The sequence below is a fragment of the Methylobacterium sp. TK31 genome (assembly GCF_055361545.1).
Genome location: NZ_CM143964.1, coordinates 3,563,169 through 3,582,627, shown reverse-complemented (window position 1 = coordinate 3,582,627; position 19,459 = coordinate 3,563,169). Strand labels below are relative to the sequence as shown.

The 19,459-nt window shown below is 69.4% G+C and carries 19 protein-coding genes; 6 read left to right on the top strand and 13 right to left on the bottom strand.

Annotated features, from left to right (window positions below):
• Positions 1 to 129 precede the first annotated feature (129 nt).
• Together ACXJY8_RS16600 and ACXJY8_RS16595 are read left to right on the top strand one after the other, a co-directional pair.
• Positions 130 to 1,575 (top strand): short-chain fatty acid transporter, encoded by a 1,446-nt coding sequence (locus ACXJY8_RS16600; protein WP_463770809.1) that lies wholly within the window; start codon positions 130 to 132, stop codon positions 1,573 to 1,575.
• A gap of 35 nt (positions 1,576 to 1,610) precedes the next feature.
• Positions 1,611 to 2,249, top strand: a complete 639-nt coding sequence (locus tag ACXJY8_RS16595; protein WP_463770806.1) for a carboxymuconolactone decarboxylase family protein — start codon at positions 1,611 to 1,613, stop codon at positions 2,247 to 2,249.
• Between the two features lie 54 nt (positions 2,250 to 2,303).
• On the opposite strand, the gene ACXJY8_RS16590 is transcribed toward ACXJY8_RS16595, so the two are convergent.
• The 6 genes from ACXJY8_RS16590 to rpmH all read right to left on the bottom strand — a co-directional run bounded on the left by ACXJY8_RS16590 (position 2,304) and on the right by rpmH (position 8,346).
• On the bottom strand, positions 2,304 to 4,379 hold the full coding sequence (locus tag ACXJY8_RS16590; protein ID WP_463770804.1) for a methyl-accepting chemotaxis protein: 2,076 nt from the start codon (positions 4,377 to 4,379) through the stop codon (positions 2,304 to 2,306).
• A 184-nt stretch (positions 4,380 to 4,563) separates the two neighbouring features.
• Positions 4,564 to 4,938, bottom strand: coding sequence for a DUF423 domain-containing protein (locus ACXJY8_RS16585; RefSeq protein WP_463770801.1), 375 nt, complete (start codon positions 4,936 to 4,938; stop codon positions 4,564 to 4,566).
• Positions 4,935 to 5,585, bottom strand: coding sequence for a ribosome biogenesis GTP-binding protein YihA/YsxC (gene yihA, locus ACXJY8_RS16580; RefSeq protein ID WP_108038500.1), 651 nt, complete (start codon positions 5,583 to 5,585; stop codon positions 4,935 to 4,937). The genes ACXJY8_RS16585 and yihA overlap by 4 nt, the downstream gene beginning before the upstream one ends.
• 136 nt (positions 5,586 to 5,721) lie before the next feature.
• The gene (gene yidC, locus ACXJY8_RS16575) at positions 5,722 to 7,563 is read right to left on the bottom strand and encodes a membrane protein insertase YidC (protein WP_463770798.1); all 1,842 of its coding nucleotides are present in this window, start codon (positions 7,561 to 7,563) and stop codon (positions 5,722 to 5,724) included.
• Positions 7,556 to 8,128 carry a ribonuclease P protein component gene (rnpA, locus tag ACXJY8_RS16570; protein ID WP_463770795.1) on the bottom strand — a complete coding sequence of 191 codons (573 nt, stop codon included), beginning with the start codon at positions 8,126 to 8,128 and terminating at the stop codon, positions 7,556 to 7,558. Before rnpA ends, yidC begins: the two co-directional genes overlap by 8 nt.
• Before the next feature lie 83 nt (positions 8,129 to 8,211).
• Positions 8,212 to 8,346, bottom strand: coding sequence for a 50S ribosomal protein L34 (gene rpmH / locus ACXJY8_RS16565; RefSeq protein ID WP_055947927.1), 135 nt, complete (start codon positions 8,344 to 8,346; stop codon positions 8,212 to 8,214).
• 551 nt (positions 8,347 to 8,897) lie between these two features.
• Between rpmH and rcdA the strand changes: the two genes are divergently transcribed.
• The gene (gene rcdA / locus ACXJY8_RS16560) at positions 8,898 to 9,428 is read left to right on the top strand and encodes a protease adaptor protein RcdA (RefSeq protein WP_463770792.1); all 531 of its coding nucleotides are present in this window, start codon (positions 8,898 to 8,900) and stop codon (positions 9,426 to 9,428) included.
• Positions 9,429 to 9,563: 135 nt separating this feature from the next.
• Here the strand turns inward: rcdA and rpmE are convergent, their stop codons facing one another.
• Positions 9,564 to 9,818, bottom strand: a complete 255-nt coding sequence (gene rpmE, locus ACXJY8_RS16555) for a 50S ribosomal protein L31 (RefSeq protein ID WP_463770790.1) — start codon at positions 9,816 to 9,818, stop codon at positions 9,564 to 9,566.
• A gap of 194 nt (positions 9,819 to 10,012) precedes the next feature.
• Between rpmE and ACXJY8_RS16550 the strand changes: the two genes are divergently transcribed.
• Complete coding sequence (locus tag ACXJY8_RS16550; RefSeq protein WP_463770788.1) at positions 10,013 to 11,860, top strand: ABC transporter transmembrane domain-containing protein; 1,848 nt, start codon at positions 10,013 to 10,015, stop codon at positions 11,858 to 11,860.
• 34 nt (positions 11,861 to 11,894) lie between these two features.
• Here the strand turns inward: ACXJY8_RS16550 and ACXJY8_RS16545 are convergent, their stop codons facing one another.
• A complete protein-coding gene (locus tag ACXJY8_RS16545; RefSeq protein WP_463770786.1) occupies positions 11,895 to 12,677 on the bottom strand; it encodes a HesA/MoeB/ThiF family protein in 783 nt (260 codons plus the stop codon).
• Between the two features lie 112 nt (positions 12,678 to 12,789).
• On the opposite strand from ACXJY8_RS16545, the gene dapE reads away from it, so the two are divergent.
• On the top strand, positions 12,790 to 13,989 hold the full coding sequence (gene dapE, locus ACXJY8_RS16540; RefSeq protein WP_463770782.1) for a succinyl-diaminopimelate desuccinylase: 1,200 nt from the start codon (positions 12,790 to 12,792) through the stop codon (positions 13,987 to 13,989).
• Here the strand turns inward: dapE and truA are convergent.
• The 4 genes from truA to recR all read right to left on the bottom strand — a co-directional run bounded on the left by truA (position 13,929) and on the right by recR (position 16,973).
• Positions 13,929 to 14,732: a tRNA pseudouridine(38-40) synthase TruA gene (gene truA / locus ACXJY8_RS16535; protein ID WP_463770778.1), complete on the bottom strand. Its 804-nt coding sequence runs from the start codon at positions 14,730 to 14,732 to the stop codon at positions 13,929 to 13,931. The two genes, dapE and truA, sit on opposite strands and share 61 nt — an antisense overlap.
• Positions 14,733 to 14,751: 19 nt before the next feature.
• The gene (fmt, locus tag ACXJY8_RS16530; RefSeq protein WP_463770774.1) at positions 14,752 to 15,681 is read right to left on the bottom strand and encodes a methionyl-tRNA formyltransferase; all 930 of its coding nucleotides are present in this window, start codon (positions 15,679 to 15,681) and stop codon (positions 14,752 to 14,754) included.
• 25 nt (positions 15,682 to 15,706) lie between these two features.
• Entirely contained in the window at positions 15,707 to 16,222 is a 516-nt protein-coding gene (locus tag ACXJY8_RS16525) for a peptide deformylase (protein ID WP_463770772.1), read from the bottom strand.
• Positions 16,223 to 16,367: 145 nt separating this feature from the next.
• The gene (recR, locus tag ACXJY8_RS16520; protein WP_463770769.1) at positions 16,368 to 16,973 is read right to left on the bottom strand and encodes a recombination mediator RecR; all 606 of its coding nucleotides are present in this window, start codon (positions 16,971 to 16,973) and stop codon (positions 16,368 to 16,370) included.
• 439 nt (positions 16,974 to 17,412) lie between these two features.
• Between recR and ACXJY8_RS16515 the strand changes: the two genes are divergently transcribed.
• The gene (locus tag ACXJY8_RS16515) at positions 17,413 to 19,029 is read left to right on the top strand and encodes a phosphoenolpyruvate carboxykinase (protein ID WP_463780709.1); all 1,617 of its coding nucleotides are present in this window, start codon (positions 17,413 to 17,415) and stop codon (positions 19,027 to 19,029) included.
• A gap of 66 nt (positions 19,030 to 19,095) precedes the next feature.
• Here ACXJY8_RS16515 and ACXJY8_RS16510 read toward each other — a convergent pair whose 3' ends face one another.
• A complete protein-coding gene (locus ACXJY8_RS16510; protein ID WP_463770765.1) occupies positions 19,096 to 19,458 on the bottom strand; it encodes a hypothetical protein in 363 nt (120 codons plus the stop codon).
• Between the last annotated feature and the right edge of the window lies 1 nt (position 19,459).

Below are 19,459 nucleotides of genomic sequence, written 5' to 3'. Positions count from 1 at the left end.
CGGCACTGACATTCACGCGGAACCGTCCGCACCAAGGCTGTGCACCGGCGTGAATACGTCTTGAGCCGAATCGGCATTTGCGGAGAATGCCGGCGCCAAGGCCACGTTTCTCGTTCCCAGGACCTCCCGATGTCGATCCCTACGCCGGAGCGTCGCGCCGACCCGGCCGCGACGGACAGTGCCCTGTCGCGAGCGGGTATCCGCTTCACCGCCTGGGCCGAGAAGTGGTTTCCCGACGCCTTCATCTTCGTGGCCATCGCGGTGGTCATCGTCGCCCTCGGCGCGCTCGCCAACGGCGCCCCGGCTCCGGCCATCGCCAAGAGCTTCGGCGACGGGTTCTGGAGCCTGATCCCCTTCACCATGCAGATGGCCTTCGTGACCATCGGCGGCTATGTCGTGGCCACGGCACCCCCGGTCCAGGCGCTGATCGACCGTCTGGCGGGCATCCCGAAGACCGGGCGCGGCGCCGTCGGCTTCGTCGCCGCCGCCACCATGCTGTCGTCCTTCCTGAGCTGGGGCCTCAGCCTGATCTTCGGCGGCCTCCTGGCGCGGGCGCTCGCCCGGCGCACGGAGCTGCGCATGGATTACCGCGCCGCGGGGGCGGCCGCCTATCTCGGCCTCGGAGCGACCTGGGCCATGGGCCTCAGCTCCTCGGCGGCCCAGCTTCAGGCGAACCCGGCGAGCCTGCCGAAGGCACTCCTGCCGATCACCGGCGTGATCCCGTTCAGCGAGACCATCTTTCTCTGGCAGTCGATGCTGATCGCCCTGATCCTCTTCGTGATGTCGGTGATCATCGCCTACGCCTCGGCGCCGCGCCCGAACACGGCGGTGACGGCGGAGGACCTCGGCGTGAGTGTCGCCCGCGAGAAGACCGACCTCGGTCGTCCCGAGCAGCCGGGCGAATGGCTGGAGCACTCGCCGATCCTGACGATCCTGCTCGTGGTGATTGCCGGCGCCTGGATCTACCAGGAGTTCGCGCGCCAATCCTGGATTACCGCGATCTCGAACCTCAACACCTACAACCTGCTGTTCATCACCCTCGGCCTGCTGCTGCACTGGCGCCCGAAGCGCTTCCTCGTGGCCGTGGCCAAGGCGGTGCCGGCCACTGCCGGCATCCTGATCCAGTTTCCGCTCTACGCCGCCATCAGCGCGATGCTGACCGGGCCGAAGAACGCCGCCGGCATCTCGGTCTCCGAGGTGATCACCCACGCTTTCGTCAGCCTGAACACCACCGGCAGCTTCCCGATCTCGATGGGCGTCTACTCGGCAGTGCTCGGCTTCTTCGTGCCGTCGGGCGGCGGCAAGTGGCTGCTCGAGGCGCCCTACGTGATGCAGGCCGCCAACGAGCTGCAGGTCCATCTCGGCTGGGCCGTGATGGTCTACAACGCGGCCGAAGCCCTGCCGAACCTGATCAACCCGTTCTGGATGCTGCCGCTCCTCGGCATCCTCGGCCTGAAGGCGCGCGACATCGTCGGATTCAGCTTCCTGCAACTCCTCATCCACCTGCCGGTGGTGCTGTTCCTGCTCTGGGCACTCGCCTTCACGCTGACCTATCACCCGCCCGTGATGCCATAGCCGTCCGCGCAAGCTTGGCGCAGGGGAGGATCTGCATGCGTCTCGCCATCCTGACGATCCTGTCGACCCTGCTGCTCGGGAGCCTGTCCGCCGTGGCCCAAGATCGTCTGCCGGAAGATCGTCTGCCGGAAATTCCGGCCGATGCCCTGACCGATGCCCAGATGAAGGCGTCGGCGGACTTCCTCGCCGCGCGTGGAACGCCGGTCTTCGGGCCGTTCGTGCCACTCCTGCGCAGCCCTGAATTGATGACCAACGCCAGCACTATGGGGCTGCACCTGCGCTACCGCAGCGTGCTGCCCCTGCGGCTGAGCGAGTTCATCATCCTCATCACCGCGCGGGAATGGACCCAGCAGCTGGAATGGCACATCCACGCGCCGATCGCCCTGAAGGCCGGCCTCGATCCCGCCATCGTCGCGGCGATCCAGGAGGGCCGGCGGCCGGACGCGATGGGGGCCGAGGAAACGCTGGTCTATGCGTTCTCGACAGAGCTCCACCACAACAAGGCGGTGAGCGACACGACCTACGCGCGTGCGGCTCAGACCTTCGGCGAGCAGGGCGCCGTCGAGATGGCGGGCATCAACGGCTATTACACACTGCTCGCCATGAGCATGAACATGGCGCGCACGGCCCTGCCGGACGGCACCGTGCCGCCGTTGCCGCCCCTCGTGCGCTGAGCCGTCGCCGCGGCCTGCGCGGGTAGCGGCGGAAGGCTTCCCGGCCGTCACGCGTCAGGCGGCGCGCACGCTGGCCAGGAAGCGCTGCACTTCGGCGTTCAGATGCTCGGCCTGGCGCGTGAGGTCGGAGGCCGACGTCAGCACCTGTGTCGCTGCCAGCCCGGTCTCCTGCGCCGTGCGCGCCACGTCCGCCACGTTCATCGTCACCGCATCCGTGCCGGTGGCGGCCTGGGCCACGTTGCGCACGATCTCCTGCGTGGCCGCCCCCTGCTCCTCCACCGCCGCCGCGATGGATGTCGCGACCCCGGAAATTTCCTGGATACGCGTCCCGATCCCTCCGATGGCGCCGACCGCCTGACCGGTGGAGGCCTGGATCCGCCCGATTTGCGCGCCGATCTCGTCGGTGGCCCGGGCGGTCTGGTTGGCGAGTTCCTTGACCTCGGCGGCGACCACGGCGAAGCCGCGGCCGGCTTCGCCCGCGCGGGCGGCCTCGATGGTGGCGTTCAGCGCCAGCAGGTTGGTCTGGCCCGCGATGGTTGAGATCATCGCCACGACGTCGCCGATGCGGCCAGCGGCCTCCGCGAGGTCCCTCACCAGATCGGCGGTCGCAGCCGCCTCGGTCACCGCCGCCTGTGCCAGGGCGGCCGATTCCGAGACCCGGCGTCCGATCTCCTGGACCGACGAGCCGAGTTCCTCGGCCGCCGCCGCCACCGTGGTGACGTTGTTGGCTGCCTGGACGGCCGCGGCGGAGGCGTCGGTGGACTGCGCGGCGGTCTGGCCGGCGGCCTCGCTCATGCCGCGGGCGGTCCCATGCAGGGCACCGGCCGCCGAGGACACGGTACCGACGATGCCCCCGACCGTCGCCTCGAAGCCGTCCACCATCTGCTGCATGCCGGCCCGACGCTGCGCCTCCGCAGAGGCTCGCGCCAGGGCCGTCTCGTCCTCGAGCTGCCGGGTCCGCAGCAGGTTCTCACGGAAGACCTGCACTGCGCCCGCCATCGCGCCGAGTTCGTCCCGACGGCCGCCATAGGGAACCTCGAAGGCTGCATCTCCGCCGGCGAGACGGCGCATCGCGCCGGTCATGCGCTCGATCGGGCGGGTCACGCCGCCCACGATCCAGACTATGCTGCCGATGCCCATGAGGACGGCACAGATCAGAACCACGAACTGCGTCATCGCGCCCGTCCTGGCCTTTCGGGCCGCCTCGGTCGCCATGGCGTCGAGCTGGGCGACCGCCGCGAGCGGAATGGCCATGAGCAGGTTGAGCGCGGGTGTCGATTGGGCGCGGGATTCCGCGAGGGTCGGGCGCGGCAGCGCCATGTCCGTCAGCGTGGTCAGGAGGGCTTGGTTGCGCGCCGAGAAAGCACCCTTGAAGTAGTCGGCGCGGGCCTGTCGGACGGCGCCCTTCATCGCGTCCGAAGCCGGCATGCCGTCGACGATGGACTCCACGATGCCGAACGCGAACTCGGTCTGGCGGCTCAGGAGGGTGTAGTCGAGGACTTCCCGGGGCGTGATCGCGCGATTCTGGGCCAGGACATCGTTGATGACGAGGTTGGTGTTTCCGGCCAGCGTCCGGGCCGACCAGCCGAGCTCCCGTACCCGCAGCAGGTTGGAGAAGCCCGGATCCAGCCGGCGGATCTGGGTGTCGGTCGCGGCCAGGAGGCCTTCGATCGCGGCGATCAGGCTGCCGGTCGCGTCGTTGACCCGCTTGGTCAGGCTCGGATCGCGCGCGGGCACCACCTGGGTCAGGCCGGCATCGACCTCCTGGCGAACCTGTTGCAGCGCCCGGTACCGCTCGGCGAACAGGTGCGTGTCGAGGCCTTCCTGCGCCGACAGGCGCTCAAGGGCGACGGGGAACGCCTCATCGCTGACTTTGCGGCGGGCCGCGATGTCACTGAGGTTCGGTCCGAGCTTGTCGATCTGGAGCGCCAAGGCCGAGACCATGGAGCCGCGTTCGAACCGAAGTTCCGAGAGGCCTCGGGACAACATGAGTTCGCCCTCGGACAGTCGAGAGACGAGATTAGACCGTGTCCATCGCCCGTAGGACCCGTACAGGTCCGTGCCGGTCTCGTAGAACGCGAACAGGCTCAGGATGGAAATGAGCGCGAACAATCTTGATTTGATGGACATTGCTCACCTCAGACGTCGAGAACTAGAATTCGACGTCGTCGGGATCTTTTATCAGATCAATCGTTGATAATGTGTTCGACTTCCGCAGTTTAGCTCTGGTTCGACTGATAAAGTGAAATATCGGGAAGGAGTTTCCGGAGGAGGCCCCGCGACGGCCGGCCCGCAACTCGGGCGACGGCTGTCTTCAGGGGCGACGGCCGGGCACGACGGCCGACAGCGCGGCGAGCAGCCAGCCGGCCATCAGCACCGTGCCGCCGATCGGCGCCGCCATAGGGAAGAGCGGGGAGCCGTGGAGCGCGCGCAGGGCCAAGTCGCCGGAGAACAGCGCGAGGCCGAGGACGAGGCCGGCCGTGGCGAGGCGCGTGAGGAGCCGGTGCGTCGTGCCGGTGGCGGCCAGGGCCACGAGCGCCAGGATCGCGGGGGCGTGGAACAGCAGGAATTGCGCGGCGGTCTTCAGGCTGTCGGCACCGCTGACATGGGCCGCCGCCGCACTCGCCGCCACGCCGAGAAGGCCTGCCAGTGCCCCGAGCGCCAGGAGAACGCGATCGATGCCGCTCACGCGCCGCGCTCCCGGAGCAGCCTGGCGACGCTCGCCCGCAATTCGGGCACGCCCCGGTCGTCGCGGCTGGAGGTGAGCAGGATCTCCGGATACGCCGCCGGGCGCCGGGCGATGGCGGCCTGCACGCCGGCGATGCGCGCATCCATCTCGGATTTCTTCAGCGCGTCGCCCTTGGTCAGCACGATTTGGTAGCTGACGGCGGCCTTGTCGAGGCCGTCGAGGACGTCGGTGTCGATGCTCTTCAGGCCGTGGCGCGAATCGATCAGCATGAACACCCGGGCGAGGTTCGAGCGGCCCTTGAGGTAGTCGTGGATCAGGTCGGTCCAGGCCTCCACCTTGGTCTTCTCCACCGCCGCGTAGCCGTAGCCCGGCATGTCGACCAGGGTCAGGCGCCCGCCGATGTCGAAGAAGTTGAGCTGCTGGGTCCGCCCGGGCGTGTGCGAGGTCCGCGCCAGGGTGTTGCGTCCGGTCAGCGCGTTGACGAGGCTCGACTTGCCCACGTTGGAGCGGCCCGCGAAGGCGATCTCGACGCCTTTCATCGGCGGAAGGGCAGGCACGTTCGGCGCCGAGGCGATGAAGTCTGCCGCCCCCGCGAACAGCAGGCGTCCCGCCTCCAGGAGGGCGGCATCGTCTTCGGCTTGGGACATCGGGCGGCTCCGGACGGATGAGGCGCATCCGCCGCCCTCGCGAGCCGACACGCCGGAAACAGGAAGTCCTCCCCGTCGCCGGACGGGGAGGACTGGATCGGTCGGACCCCATCCGGCCGCGAGGCCGGAGAAGGGCTCAGCTCTTGGCGACGGCGTTCTTGCGCTTGAACATCCCGCTCAGGTTGTCCCACAACTCCACCTTCACGCCGTTGCGGCGCATGATGACGTATTGCTGGATCACCGACAGGGTGTTGTTCCAGGCCCAGTAGATCACCAGTCCGGCCGGGAACGAGCCGAGCATGAAGGTGAACACGATCGGCATGAAGGTGAAGATCTGCGCCTGGACCGGGTCCGGCGGCGCGGGGTTCATCTTCATCTGGATGAACATCGTGATGCCCATGATGATGGGCCAGATGCCGAGGTGGACGAGGTCCGGAGCCGCGTAGGGGAGCAGGCCGAACAGGTTCAGGAAGCTCGTCGGATCGGGCGCCGCCAGGTCCTGAATCCAGCCGAAGAACGGCGCGTGCCGCATCTCGATGGTGATGAACAGGACCTTGTACAGCGCGAAGAAGACCGGGATCTGGATCAGCACCGGCCAGCAGCCGGCGACCGGATTGATCTTCTCCTTCTTGTAAAGCTCCATCATCGCCTGCTGCTGCTTCATCTTGTCGTCAGCATAGCGCTCGCGGATCGACGCCATCTCAGGCTGCACGGCCTTCATCTTGGCCATGGACTGGTAGGACTTGTTGGCGATCGGCAGGAACAGCAGCTTCAGGCAGAAGGTCACCACCAGGATCGACACGCCGAAATTGCCGAACAGGTGGAAGAAGAAGTCCAGGGCCCGGAACATCGGCTTGGTGATGAAGTGGAACCAGCCCCAGTCGATCAGCAGGTCGAACTGCTTGATGTTCTGGTTCGCCTGATAGGCGTTGACCGTGTTCACTTCCTTGGCTCCGGCGAAGAGCTGCTGGGTCGCGGCTGCCGAGGCGCCGGGCTGCACCACCTGCACGTTGCCGAGGACGTTGGCCTGGTAGACCTTGGTGGCGCCGTCGGTCCGCTCCGTGAAGCTGCCGGTATAGGGCGCGGACTGGTCGGGAATCGCGGCGGCGGCCCAGTACTTGTCGGTGATGCCGACGAAACCGCCGGTCACGCCCGCCCAGGTCTTGCCCTTGGTGCTGGCATTGCCGAGCGCCGGCTCCTTGGCGAGGTGGTCGTAGGTGTATTCCTGCAGGCCGTCGGCGCCGAGGACGCCGATCAGGCCCTCGTGCAGCACGTAATAGCCCTGGGTGTGCGGCTTACCCCAGCGCGAGACGAGGCTGTAGGGATAGAGGGAGACCGCGTTGCCGCCCTTGTTCTCGACCTCGTCGCGAACGGTGAACAGGAACTTGTCGTCGACGGCGATGACCCGCTTGAACAGCAGGCCGGCGCCGTTGTCGTAGCTGAGTGTCACGGGCTTGCCCGGCGCCAGGGTGGTGGCGTCGGCCGTCCACAGGGTCTCGCCGGTGGGCAGCGGGCCGGCATTCTGGCCGACCCAGCCGAACTCGGCGTAGTACGGGTTCTCGGTGCCGGTGGGCGAGAGCAGCACGATGCGCGGGCTCTTGTCGTCGACGGTCTCGTGGTAGTTCTTCAGCGAGACGTCGTCGATGCGGCCGCCCTTGAGGGCGATCGAGCCGGCGAGCGCCGGGGTGTCGATGGTCACGCGCGGCGAGCGCGAGATCGCCGCCTCGCGGGGCACGACGCCGCCGCCGGCGCCCGAGGCGCCCGGCAGGGTTCCGGGGACGGGATTGGCCGGGCCGCCTTCCTTGGGAGCCGCGCTCGGCACGCCATCCGGGCCGGCGGCCTGGGTCGCCGCCTTGTTCTGCAGGGCGGCCTGGCGCTGCTGCTCCACGCGCGGGGCGGCGACGAAGTAGTTCCAGCCGAGCAGGACCGCCAGCGACAAGGCGATCGCGACGATCATGTTCGTCTTGTCATTACCCATCGGTCGGTCCGTCGCATGCGTTGGAAAGAGGGGAGGGCGCGTTCGCGCGGGCCGGTCCCGGACCGGACGCCGCAGCGGAGGCCGTCGCGCCCGAGGCCAATACCGGAGCCGCCGCCGATGCGCCAGACGCGGGCGCTCCTTTGCCGCGTCCGCGGCGGGTCGGCCGCACGGCGGACGAGTCGGATTTCGGGCCTTGCGGCTTCGTCACCACGGCGACGGCACGGCGCAGGTCGTCGATGAGGGTCTCGAAGGGCGCGTGCAGGGCCGGACGTCGTGCCACCAGCACCACGTCGGCCCGGCGCACCGGCAGGTCGCCGGCGGCCTGCGCCACCGCGGCACGCAGCCGGCGCCGGATGCGATTGCGCTCCGTGGCGTGGCCGACCCGCTTGGTGATGGTGAAGCCGATGCGCAGGCCGTCGCCGGCCGGATCGTCCGAGGCACCGTCGGCGGGCGCCTCGACGGCACGGACGAGGCCCTGTGCCGAAAGGCGTTCGTTGTGGAAGCGGCGCCCCCCGGCCGCGGCCAGAAACTCGGAGCGTCGCGTGAGCCGTCCGATCGTCGACATGGCCGATCCGATCTCGCAGCCGGTCTCTTGGCCCGAGGCCGAACTCATGATGTGGCGCGCCGCCCGTGACGGCGCCGCCGATCTCAGGCCGAGAGCTTCTTGCGGCCGTGGGCGCGGCGGGCCGCGATGACCTTGCGGCCGCCGGCAGTGGCCATGCGGGCGCGGAAGCCGTGACGACGCTTACGCACGAGCTTGCTGGGCTGGTAGGTTCTCTTCATGGCGCGATCTCCGAATGGCCGAGGATCGATCCGGGCCGCACCGAAGGCCGCGCCGGATATTCACTCGCCCTGAAATGTGTCTGCAAGCGCGAACAGCGCCCCTCAAGGGCGCCGCGTCGCGATGGCGCGGCTTATGGGGCAAGGTCCCGCGCGAGTCAATTCCGGAGCGTGCCGAAACGGCATGGTTCGCCCTCCCGTATCCCTTACGGCGACACCGACGCCGCAAACCCTTCGTTAACCAATCCACGCGATCCTGTGATCCTGTTCGGTCCTCCCGAACAGCGCGCGGACCTCCGGGTCGCTCGCTTGGACTGCTCCCGAAACTCACCTCCCAGGCCGCCCCGCAACGGGCGGCCTTTTTTCGTCTCCGGCGCTCCGCGGCCCGCCGGCTGGATCAGAAGCCACGGCACTGATCGGTCCCGGTAACGTTAACGATCAGTAAAGGCCGCGGACCGGGGCATTCGGCGCTAGAGTTGCGCAGACAGGTGCAAACGCACCGCCTTCGTCCCATCGCGGGACGCAATCGGTCCGGTAGCGGCACAGGAGGCACCATGAGAGGGTTCGACGTCATGTTCCGGGACGAGCGCGACTGGGTGAATTTCGGTGATACCTACGTCACCTCGGAATCCTTCAAGGTGCTCTTTCGCGAGGGTATGAACCTCGTCGAGGAGGCCGCGGCCTACCTCGACGGCACGGGGCGCGAGGAATCCCGGCTGATGTCCCGCGACGGCACGCTGAGCTATGCCAGCGAGAGCATGCGCCTCACCACGCGGCTGATGCAGATCGCCTCCTGGCTCCTCGTGCAGCGCGCGGTCTCCGAGGGCGAGCTGACGCCCGCCGAGGCGATGCAGGAGAAGACCCGGGTGCGGCTCACCACGCCCGAGACCTTCCGCAGCGACGTGTTCGGCGTTCTGCCCCCGACCCTGCAGGACCTGATCGTGCGCTCGCGCCGGCTCCATAGCCGGATCCTGCACCTCGACGGTCTGATCGCGGACGAGCGCCCGACCCCGCAGCCCCAGGAGAGCCCGGTGGTCGCGCAGCTCAGCCTGCTGCGCTCCGCCTTCGGCGCAGCCTCCGCCTGACGCACGAGACGCGCGCCCGGCCCTGCGCCGGGCGAGGGGACCCTGAACGCAGAACGGGCGGCACCGTGGGTGCCGCCCGTTCTGCGTTGTCCCGAGGGCGCCGGCACGTCGTCGCGGCGGCGGACCGAAGTGTTCTTACTTCTTGCCGAAGGAGAGAGCGCCGAAGCGGGTGTTGAAGCGCGACACGCGGCCACCGCGATCGAGCATCTTCTGCTCGCCGCCGGTCCAGGCCGGGTGCGTGTTCGGGTCGATGTCGAGGTTGAGGGTGTCGCCCTCCTTGCCGTAGGTCGACCGGGTCATGTACTCGGACCCGTCGGTCATCACGACCTTGATGAAGTGGTAGTCGGGATGCTCGGTACCCTTGGCCTTGTCGGCCGCGCTCTTTGCCATGACGAAATCCTTGAATAGCCAAGCCGACCGGCCCGTCTGGCGGCCCGCGGCCATAGATCACGCGCAATCGGATGAAGGCGCGCCTATACCTCACGCACCTTCGCCCGACAAGCGTGCGCCGATCGAAGAGGCCGATCGCCGGTCGCTTTTTCTGCAAGTCGCTCTTCCTGCAAGACCAATGATGACGAGGCACCATGGCGCGCGGCCGTGACAAGAAAATCCCCGGAGAGGCCCGGCCGAAGGCACCGCTCGGCTCGCTGCGCCCGCTGATCCCCTTCGCGATGGTCTATCGGGGCCGGATGCTCGCGGCCTTCCTGGCGCTCCTGGCCGCCTCGGGCGCGACCCTGGTGGTTCCGATCGCCCTGCGCCGGGTCATCGATCACGGCTTCTCGCCCGAGGGCCACGGCTTCATCGACACCTATTTCGCCGCGCTGATCGTGGTCGTGGCGGTCCTCGCCCTGTCGAGCGGCGCGCGCTACTACACCGTCGCGACCCTCGGCGAGCGCGTGGTGGCGGATCTGCGCACCGCCGTGTTCCGGCGCCTGACCCAGCTCGACCCCGCCTTCTTCGACCGCTCGCTGTCGGGCGAGATCATCTCGCGCCTCACGGCGGACGCGACCCAGGTCAAGGCGGTGTTCGGCGTCTCGATCTCGATCCTCCTGCGCAACGCCTTCCTGTTCACCGGTGCCGTGGTGATGATGGTCATCACCAGCCCGAAGCTCTCCGTCCTCGTGCTCGCGGCGATCCCCCTCATCGTGTTCCCGCTGATCCTCTCCGGGCGCGGCGTGCGGCGCCGCTCCCGCGCGGCACAGGACCGCCTCGCCGACGCTTCGGCCTACGCCGCCGAGGCGGTGAACGCGATCCGCACGATGCAGGCCTTCGGCATGGGCCGGACCACGGCCGCCCGCTTCGCCGGCGCCGCCGAGAACGCCTACGGCGCGGCGCGCGATTCGATCCAGGCGCGGGCGCTCCTCACCGGCGTCGCCATCTTCCTCATCTCGGCGAGCGTCGTCGGGGTGATGTGGTACGGCGCGCAAGGCGTCCTGGCCGGCACCATGACGGCCGGGCAGCTCTCGCAGTTCGTGCTCTACGCGGTGTTCGGGGCCAGCGCCCTTGGCCAGCTCTCGGAGGTCTACGGCGAACTCGCCCAGGCCGCCGGCGCCGCCGAGCGCCTCGGCGAGATCCTGGCCGCCGAATCGACCATCCGGGTTCCGTCCGAGCCGCTCGCCCTGCCGGTTCCGGCCAGGGGCGCCGTCGCCTTCGAGGCCGTGCGCTTCCAATACCCCACGCGGCCGGACCACCCCTCCCTCGACGGCATCAGCTTCACGATCGCGCCGGGTGAGCGCGTCGCCCTGGTGGGACCCTCCGGCGCCGGCAAGACCACGGTGCTGCAGCTGCTGCTGCGTTTCTACGACCCGCAATCCGGCTTCGTCCGGGTCGACGGCGTCGACATCGCCCGGGTCGATCCGGACTCCTTGCGCGAGCGCCTCGCCCTGGTGCCGCAGGACCCGACGGTGTTCTCCGGCTCCGTGCTCGAGAACATCCGCTACGGCCGGCCCGAGGCGACCGAGGCGCAAGTCCAGCGCGCCGCCGAGCTCGCCCATGCCGACGGCTTCATCCGGGCCCTGCCGCAAGGCTACGCCACCACCGTGGGCGAGCGCGGCGTCACCCTGTCCGGCGGCCAGCGCCAGCGGGTGGCGATCGCCCGCGCCATCCTCAAGGATGCGCCGATCCTGCTCCTCGACGAGGCGACCTCGGCCCTCGACGCCGAGAGCGAGCGCGCGGTGCAGACGGCGCTGGACACCCTGATGCGCGGGCGCACCACCCTGGTCATCGCGCACCGGCTCGCCACGATCCGCAAGGCCGACCGCATCCTCGTCCTCGACGGTGGCCGCATCGTCGAGAGCGGCACCCACGAGAGCCTTCTGGCGCAGGGCGCGCTCTACGCCCAGCTGGCCGCACTGCAGTTCACCGACGCCCACGACGACGGGATGCGCTTCCGCGAGCCGCGTCCGCTGCTCGACGCCCTGCCGGCCGAGTAGGGCGGCCCGGGGTGGAGCCGGTCCGGAACAGGGGTCAGGCCTCCGCGCCGGTCCCGTTCAGGGGGTTGGCCTCGTCCCAGCCGTAGCCGAGGGTCTCGAAGCGCATCGCGCGGGTGTCCACCATGAGCAGGCGGCCGACGAGGGGCTCCCCGAATTCCGTCACCGTGCGGATCACCTCCAGGGCCATCAGCGAGCCCATGATGCCCGCGAGTGCCCCGAGCACGCCGGCCTCGGCGCAGGGCGCGACGCTGCCGGGCGGCGGCGGATTCGGGAACAGGCAGCGATAGGTCGGGTTCGGGCGCCCGCGGGCGTCGGTCTCGTAGGGCCGCAGCGTCGTGAGCGAGCCGTCGAAGCGCCCCAGCGCCGCCGTCACCAGGGGGCGTCGGGCGTGGAAGCAGGCATCCGAGACCGCATAGCGCGTCGCGAAATTGTCGGACCCGTCCGCGACCACGTCGTAGGCGCCGATGAGCGCCTGCGCGTTCTCCGGCGTCAGTCGCGACGGGTGCGCCTCCACCGCGACGTGCGGGTTGAGGCGCGCGACGGATTCGGCCGCGCTCTCCACCTTGAGGCGACCGATATCCGGGGTTGCGTGGATCACCTGGCGCTGCAGGTTCGACAGGGAGACGGTGTCGTCGTCGACGATGCCGATCGTCCCGATCCCGGCGGCGGCGAGGTACTGGATCAGGGGGGCGCCGAGCCCGCCCGCGCCGATGACGAGGACTCGGGCGGCCTTCAGGCGGGCCTGGCCCGGGCCACCGACCTCCGGCAGCACGAGGTGGCGGGCGTAGCGTTCGACTTCGTCGGGGGAGAAGGCCATGCCCCGCAGATAAGCTCCGCCGGCGCGCGGTGAAAGCCCGGCCGCGAATTGCACCCCCGCGCGGCGGCGCTTATGGCCGTGCGCACAAGGACATCACCCGAGAGTCCCGCCCGTGCCGAACGCGCCCCTCGACCGCTCCCCCGTCGCCCTCGCCCAAAGCCTGATCCGCTGCCCGTCGGTGACCCCGGAGGAGGGGGGCGCGCTCGCTTGGCTCGCCGGCATCCTCGAGGGAGCCGGGTTCACCGTCGAGCGGCCGCGCTTCTCGGAACCGGGTACCCCCGACATCGATAATCTCTACGCCCGCATCGGCACGCGGGCGCCCTACCTGCTGTTCGCCGGCCATACCGACGTGGTGCCCCCCGGCGACCTCGCCCGCTGGCGCCACGGCCCCTTCGCCGGGACCGTGGAGAACGGGGTGCTGTACGGGCGCGGGGCCGTCGACATGAAGGGCGGCATCGCCTGCATGCTCGCCGCCACCCTCGACTATCTCGACGTGGCGGGTCCGGACTTCCCCGGCTCGATCGGTTTCCTCATCACCGGCGACGAGGAAGGGCCGGCGATCAACGGCACGGTGAAGCTCCTCGACTGGGCCAGGGCCCGGGGCGAGCGCTTCGACCATTGCCTCCTCGGCGAGCCGACCAACCCGGATTCCCTCGGCGACATGATCAAGATCGGCCGGCGCGGCTCCCTCACCGGACGGCTGACCGTGCATGGCCGCCAGGGCCACGTCGCCTATCCGGACCTCGCCGAGAACCCGATTCCCGGCCTGCTGCGCCTCGCCTCGGCGCTTCTCGCCGCGCCCCTCGATGCCGGGACCCAGCATTTTGGCGCCTCGAACCTCGAATTCACCACCCTCGACGTCGGCAACAAGGCCACCAACGTCATTCCGGCCGAGGCGCACGGCACCTTCAATATCCGCTTCAACGACCGCTGGACCGCCGAGACTCTCGGCGCCGAGATCCGGGCTCGCCTCGCGGCCGCCGCCGGGCGCAGCGTGCGCTACACCCTCGACCTCCTGCCCTCGAACTCGCCGGCCTTCCTCACCGAGCCCGACGCCTTCACCGAGCTCGTGGCCGGCGCCATCGCCACCGAGACCGGCCGCCGCCCGGTGCTCTCGACCACGGGCGGCACCTCGGATGCGCGCTTCATCAAGGATGCCTGCCCGGTCATCGAGTTCGGCCTCGTCGGCCAGACCATGCACCAGACCGACGAATGCGTGCCGGTGGCCGACCTCAACCGCCTGACGGCGATCTACACCCGGGTGCTGGCGTCGTATTTCGGGGCCTCGAACCCAGTTGGATCGACGGTGTAATCCACACCCACCAGCGTCAGCCCGCAGGCGGGCGCCAGGGGACCGCAGCGGCTGCGGTCCCGGCTCGCCAGGATGTCGGCGACGTCGTCGGCGGTGATACGGCCGCTGCCGGCCAGCATCAGGGTGCCGACCATCGAGCGGACCTGGTGGTGCAGGAAGGCGCGGGCCGAGGTCGCCACCACGATCTCGTCGTGCAGGCCCATCGGCATCGCCGCCACGTCGAGTTGGTCGAGGGTTCGAAGAGGGCTCCTGGCCTGGCACTCGGCGGCGCGGAAGGCCGTGAAGTCGTGCAGGCCGAGGAGGCGGGTGGCAGCCTCCCGCATCCGCGCGACGTCGAGGGGCCAGGGCACCTGCCAGACATGGGCGCGGTTGAGTACCGGCGGGCTGCGTCGGTTGAGGATGCGGTAGCGGTAATGCCGGCGGGTGGCGGAGTGGCGGGCGTTGAACGCGGCGCCGACGATCTCCGCGCTGAGGATCGCCACCGGATTCGGGCGCAGATGCGCGTTGAGCGCGTCGCGCACCACGTCGGTGCGCCAATCCCGTTCGAGGTCGAGATGCGCCACCTGATGCGTGGCGTGGACGCCCGTATCCGTGCGGCCGGCGCAGGTCAGGCCGGCGATCTCGCCGGAGAAGCGCTTGACCGCCGATTCGATCGCCCCCTGGACGGAGGGCTGCGAGGTCTGGCGCTGCCAGCCGCAGAACGGGCTGCCGTCGTACTCGATGACGAGCTTGTAGCGCGGCATCAGGTTCGGCCCGGTTCGGTCATGCCAGCCGCGTCCCGGGCGAGCGATGGGTGCCACGCATGAATTCGGCCCCCGTGCTGGTGCCACCCTTGCCGGCGCGGCGCAGGGCGCGGAGCCGAACCGCCCCCTCGCCGCACGCGACGGTACCGTCCGTCTCGAGGAGCATGCCGGGAGCGCCGGTACCGGGAACGGCGTCGGCCGCGAGGACCTTCACGCGCTCCGGTCCCTTGCCGAAATCCGCCTCGAAGAAGGCGCCTGGGAAGGGCGACAGGCCGTTGATGTGGTCGGCGACCTCGCGGGCCGGGCGGCTCCAGTCGATGCGGGCCTCGTCGTTGGTGATCTTGTGGGCGTAGACGACGCCCTCCTCGGCCTGGGGCCGGAAGGTCAGGTCGCCCCGCTCCAGCGCGTGCAGCGCCTGCGCCATCAGGTCGGCCCCGAGCGGCATCAGCGCGTCGTGGAGTTGACCCGCCGTCATGCCGGGGGTGATCGGAAGCCGGGCCTCCAGCGCCACGGGCCCGGTATCGAGGCCGGCCTCCATCCGCATGATGCCGACGCCGCTCTCCGCATCCCCGGCCATCACGGCGCGCTGGATCGGCGCGGCGCCGCGCCAGCGGGGCAGCAGCGAGCCGTGCAGGTTGAGGCAGCCGTGGCGCGGCAGGTCGAGGATCGCCCGCGGCAGGAGCAGGCCATAGGCCACCACCACGGCGACATCGGCTCCGTGGCCGGCGAAGGTCGCGGCGGCCTCGAGCCCTTTGAGGCTGGCGGGCGTCAGCACGGGCGCGCCGAGGCTCTCGGCCATCGCCTGCACGGGGGAGGGCTTGAGGGCCATGCCGCGCCCGGCCTTGGCCGGCGCACGGGTGTAGACGGCGGCGATCGCATGGCCGTCGGCGGCGAGGCGCGCCAGGGTCGGCACGGCGAAATCCGGCGTACCCATGAAGACGACGCGCATGGCTCTTGAACCCTTGAAGCCGGCCTCAGACGTCGCCGCGCTTGGCCGCCTTGGCGAATTTCTTCACCACCCGGTCGCGCTTCAGCTTCGACAGGTGGTCGATGAACAGCACGCCGTCGAGGTGGTCGATCTCGTGCTGGATGCAGGTGGCGAGGAGGCCGTCCGCCTCGATCTCCTGCTCCGTCCCGTCGAGGTCGCGGAAGCGAACCCGGACGCGGTCGGGCCGCTCGACCTCGCCGTAGAATTCCGGGATCGACAGGCAGCCCTCGTCGTAGATCCGCTTCTCCTCCGAGGCCCAGACGATCTCGGGATTGAGGAAGACCTGCGGGTGGCGGTCGTTCTCGTCCTTCGAGGTGTCGATGGTGACGACGCGCTTCGGCACGCCGATCTGGATCGCGGCGAGCCCGACGCCGGGGGCGTCGTACATCGTCTCCAGCATGTCGGCGGCGAGCGTCCGGATCTCGTCGGTCACGGGGCCGACCGGCTCTGAGGCAAGGCGCAGGCGCGCATCGGGCAGGATCACGAGGGGGCGGATGGTCATGGGGCGATCGGACTTGAAACGGGGGCGGGGCGGGCGGCGCCGGGAATCCCCCGCAGATACGGATGTGCCGGAGGCCGGTCAAATACCGGGCCCAAAAACCGGGTCCATGAACCGGGTCCGGATACAGGGTCCTTGGGCTCCGGTCTCAGAACGGCGTCCGGCTCCGGATCGCCGCGGTCAGCGTGCCCTCGTCGAGATAGTCGAGTTCGCCGCCGACCGGGACGCCGTGGGCGAGGCGGGTGACCTTCAGGCCGTGCGCCTTCAGGGATTCGGTGACGTAATGGGCCGTGGTCTGTCCGTCGACGGTGGCGTTCAGCGCCAGGATGATCTCGCGCATCGCCGGATCGGCCGCCCGGGCCACGAGGCTGTCGAGGTTGAGATGCTCCGGGCGTACGCCGTCGAGGGCCGAGAGGACGCCGCCGAGCACATGGTAGCGGGCCGTCACCGCGCCCGAGCGCTCCAGGGCCCAGAGGTCCGAGACGTCCTCCACCACCACCAGGGTCGCCGGGTCGCGGCTCTCGTCGCAGCAGATCGTGCAGGGGTCGCGCGTATCGACGTTGCCGCAGGTCTGGCAGACGACGATCCGCTCGGAGGCCACTCGCATCGCCTCCGCCAGCGGTGCCAGCAGCGTCTCCCGCTTCTTGATCAGCTGCAGGGCGGCGCGGCGGGCGGAGCGGGGCCCCAGGCCCGGCATGCGGGCCAGGAGCTGGATGAGGCGCTCGATCTCGGGACCGGCGACGGCTTGTGCCATGGACGAAAATACTCGTGACGGTTGAGGCACCCACACGGCGCACTGCTTAAGAAGCGGGCGGGTGAAGCGCAGCGGCGGCCTGGGCCCGGCGCGTCCGATCGCGCCCGGCCCGTTTCACGATCCCATAAATAGGGTCTCCAGGCCGATCTTTCGCCCCCGTCGACACCGAATCACACCAGAAAGCGGCCCGGTTCGGCCACCCGCGAAGGAATCTTCGATGGTAATCCTGATCATGTCAGTTTTTTTGTCGGCCAACAGGCGGATTGACGGCAAATGATCCGTGTCTATGCAGGAGAAGCGCGGTTTCGGAGCGGTGAACCTGCGCGCGGTGGCCCTGACCAACCGCGCGGACACTCCGAAAACCGGCGGATATGGAGAGCCGGTACGGCTCCCTGTCTATGGGGCGGCGACGCGATCAGGGGCCGGAGGAGAGATGAGCGTGACCAATATCGGCGAGTTCAACGCAGCGCACGGGTCCGAGGCCATCGGCCTGCGCAACCTGAAGGCGGTTCACTGGAACCTCGACGTTCCCCGCCTCTACGAGGAGGCCCTGGCCCGCGGCGAGGGGCAGCTGGCCCGCGGCGGCGCCTTCGTGGCGACCACCGGCTCCCATACCGGCCGCTCGCCCAAGGACAAGTTCGTGGTGCGCGACGCCGCCACCGAGAACGAGATCTGGTGGGACAACAACGGTGCGATCACGCCCGAGCAGTTCGAGACCCTGTATGCCGACTTCCTGGCCCATGCCGAGGGCCGCGAGCTCTTCGCCCAGGACCTGCGCGGCGGCGCCGATCCGTCCCACGGCGTCAATGCCCGGGTGTTCACCGAGTTCGCCTGGCACTCGCTGTTCATCCGCAACCTGCTGATCCGGCCGGACCGCGCCACCCTCGCGCACTACGTGCCCGAACTCACGATCATCGACCTGCCGAGCTTCCAGGCCGAGCCGCACCGGCACGGCTGCCGCTCGAAGACCGTGATTGCCATCGACTTCGTGCGCAAGCTCGTCCTCATCGGGGGCTCGGCCTATGCCGGCGAGATGAAGAAGTCGGTCTTCACCTACCTCAACTACATCCTGCCGAAGTCCGGCGTGATGCCGATGCACTGCTCGGCCAACGCGGCCCTCGACGAGGCCGGTGACTCGGCCCTGTTCTTCGGCCTGTCCGGCACCGGCAAAACCACCCTCTCGAACGATTCCTCGCGCCAGCTTCTCGGCGACGACGAGCATGGCTGGAGCCGGGACGGCATCTTCAATTTCGAGGGCGGCTGCTACGCCAAGACCATCCGGCTCTCGCGCAACGCCGAGCCGGAGATCTACGCCACCACCGAGCGCTTCGGCACGGTGATGGAGAACGTGGTGATCGATCCCGAGACCCGGATTCCGGATTTCGACGACGCCTCGCTCACCGAGAACACCCGCTGCGCCTATCCCCTCGACTTCATCGCCAATGCCAGCGCCACGGGCCGGGCCGCGCATCCGAAGAACATCGTCATGCTGACCTGCGATGCCTTCGGCGTGATGCCGCCGATCGCCAAGCTGACCGGCGCCGAGGCGATGTACCACTTCCTCTCCGGCTACACCGCCAAGGTCGCCGGCACGGAGCGCGGGCTCACGGCACCCGAGGCGACGTTCTCGACCTGCTTCGGCGCGCCGTTCATGCCGCGCCACCCGAGCGTCTACGGCAACCTGCTGCGGGACCTGATCGCCCATCACGCGGTGGATTGCTGGCTCGTAAACACCGGCTGGACCGGCGGCGGCGTCGGCACCGGTCGCCGCATGCCGATCCGGGTCACCCGCCGCCTGCTCAGTGCCGCCCTCGACGGCTCGCTCGCGCATGTCGAGTTCCGCCGCGACCCCTATTTCGGCTTCCAGGTGCCGGTCGCGGTGCCGGGCGTCGAGACCGAGGTCCTGTCCCCGATCGACACCTGGACCAACAAGGCGGCCTTCCAAGAGACCGCGACGCGCCTCGTCACGATGTTCCAGGAGAACTTCAAGCGCTTCGCCGCCCACGTCGACGCGGATGTCCGCGCTGCCGAGCCGGTGCTCTCCGCGGCCGCCTGAGGGCCGCGCGATCCGGGCCGCGGAGCGTGGTCTCCGCGTCCCGGGCCGAATCCCGGGGCCGCGCCGCTAGAATTTCGGCGCGGCCCCGGCATCTGGATCGTCGTCCCCGGAACCGTCGCATTCCGGATCTTCGTCGCACGGGGCCGCATCGCACAAGACATCCGGCGCGTTCCTGCGGGCTTCGCTGAAGAGAACGCCGACCTCGTTCTGTGCAGACCAGATCCGGCGCACCCGGTAGGCAGTCTTGCCCGGTCCGAGGAACAGGTCGAAGCTGTCCGGAATCTCGACCTCCGCGCAGAAGACCACACGGGCTCCGATCGGAGACAAGTTCCGGACCAGACAAGGCAATGTTTCCGGTGATGTCCCGTCGAGGGCAACACGACCGGCAAGATGTGTCAGGGCGCGAACGGCCTTGCGATGCTCATTCATG

Excerpts from the sequence above, each read along its gene's own strand:
- ACXJY8_RS16600 (WP_463770809.1), top strand. The coding sequence starts at position 130 with ATGTCGATCCCTACGCCGGAGCGTCGCGCCGACCCGGCCGCGACGGAC.
- ACXJY8_RS16595 (WP_463770806.1), top strand. The coding sequence starts at position 1,611 with ATGCGTCTCGCCATCCTGACGATCCTGTCGACCCTGCTGCTCGGGAGC.
- ACXJY8_RS16590 (WP_463770804.1), bottom strand. The coding sequence starts at position 4,379 with ATGTCCATCAAATCAAGATTGTTCGCGCTCATTTCCATCCTGAGCCTG.
- yihA (WP_108038500.1), bottom strand. The coding sequence starts at position 5,585 with ATGTCCCAAGCCGAAGACGATGCCGCCCTCCTGGAGGCGGGACGCCTG.
- yidC (WP_463770798.1), bottom strand. The coding sequence starts at position 7,563 with ATGGGTAATGACAAGACGAACATGATCGTCGCGATCGCCTTGTCGCTG.
- rnpA (WP_463770795.1), bottom strand. The coding sequence starts at position 8,128 with ATGTCGACGATCGGACGGCTCACGCGACGCTCCGAGTTTCTGGCCGCG.
- rpmH (WP_055947927.1), bottom strand. The coding sequence starts at position 8,346 with ATGAAGAGAACCTACCAGCCCAGCAAGCTCGTGCGTAAGCGTCGTCAC.
- rcdA (WP_463770792.1), top strand. The coding sequence starts at position 8,898 with ATGAGAGGGTTCGACGTCATGTTCCGGGACGAGCGCGACTGGGTGAAT.
- rpmE (WP_463770790.1), bottom strand. The coding sequence starts at position 9,818 with ATGGCAAAGAGCGCGGCCGACAAGGCCAAGGGTACCGAGCATCCCGAC.
- ACXJY8_RS16550 (WP_463770788.1), top strand. The coding sequence starts at position 10,013 with ATGGCGCGCGGCCGTGACAAGAAAATCCCCGGAGAGGCCCGGCCGAAG.
- ACXJY8_RS16545 (WP_463770786.1), bottom strand. The coding sequence starts at position 12,677 with ATGGCCTTCTCCCCCGACGAAGTCGAACGCTACGCCCGCCACCTCGTG.
- truA (WP_463770778.1), bottom strand. The coding sequence starts at position 14,732 with ATGCCGCGCTACAAGCTCGTCATCGAGTACGACGGCAGCCCGTTCTGC.
- fmt (WP_463770774.1), bottom strand. The coding sequence starts at position 15,681 with ATGCGCGTCGTCTTCATGGGTACGCCGGATTTCGCCGTGCCGACCCTG.
- ACXJY8_RS16525 (WP_463770772.1), bottom strand. The coding sequence starts at position 16,222 with ATGACCATCCGCCCCCTCGTGATCCTGCCCGATGCGCGCCTGCGCCTT.
- recR (WP_463770769.1), bottom strand. The coding sequence starts at position 16,973 with ATGGCACAAGCCGTCGCCGGTCCCGAGATCGAGCGCCTCATCCAGCTC.
- ACXJY8_RS16510 (WP_463770765.1), bottom strand. The coding sequence starts at position 19,458 with ATGAATGAGCATCGCAAGGCCGTTCGCGCCCTGACACATCTTGCCGGT.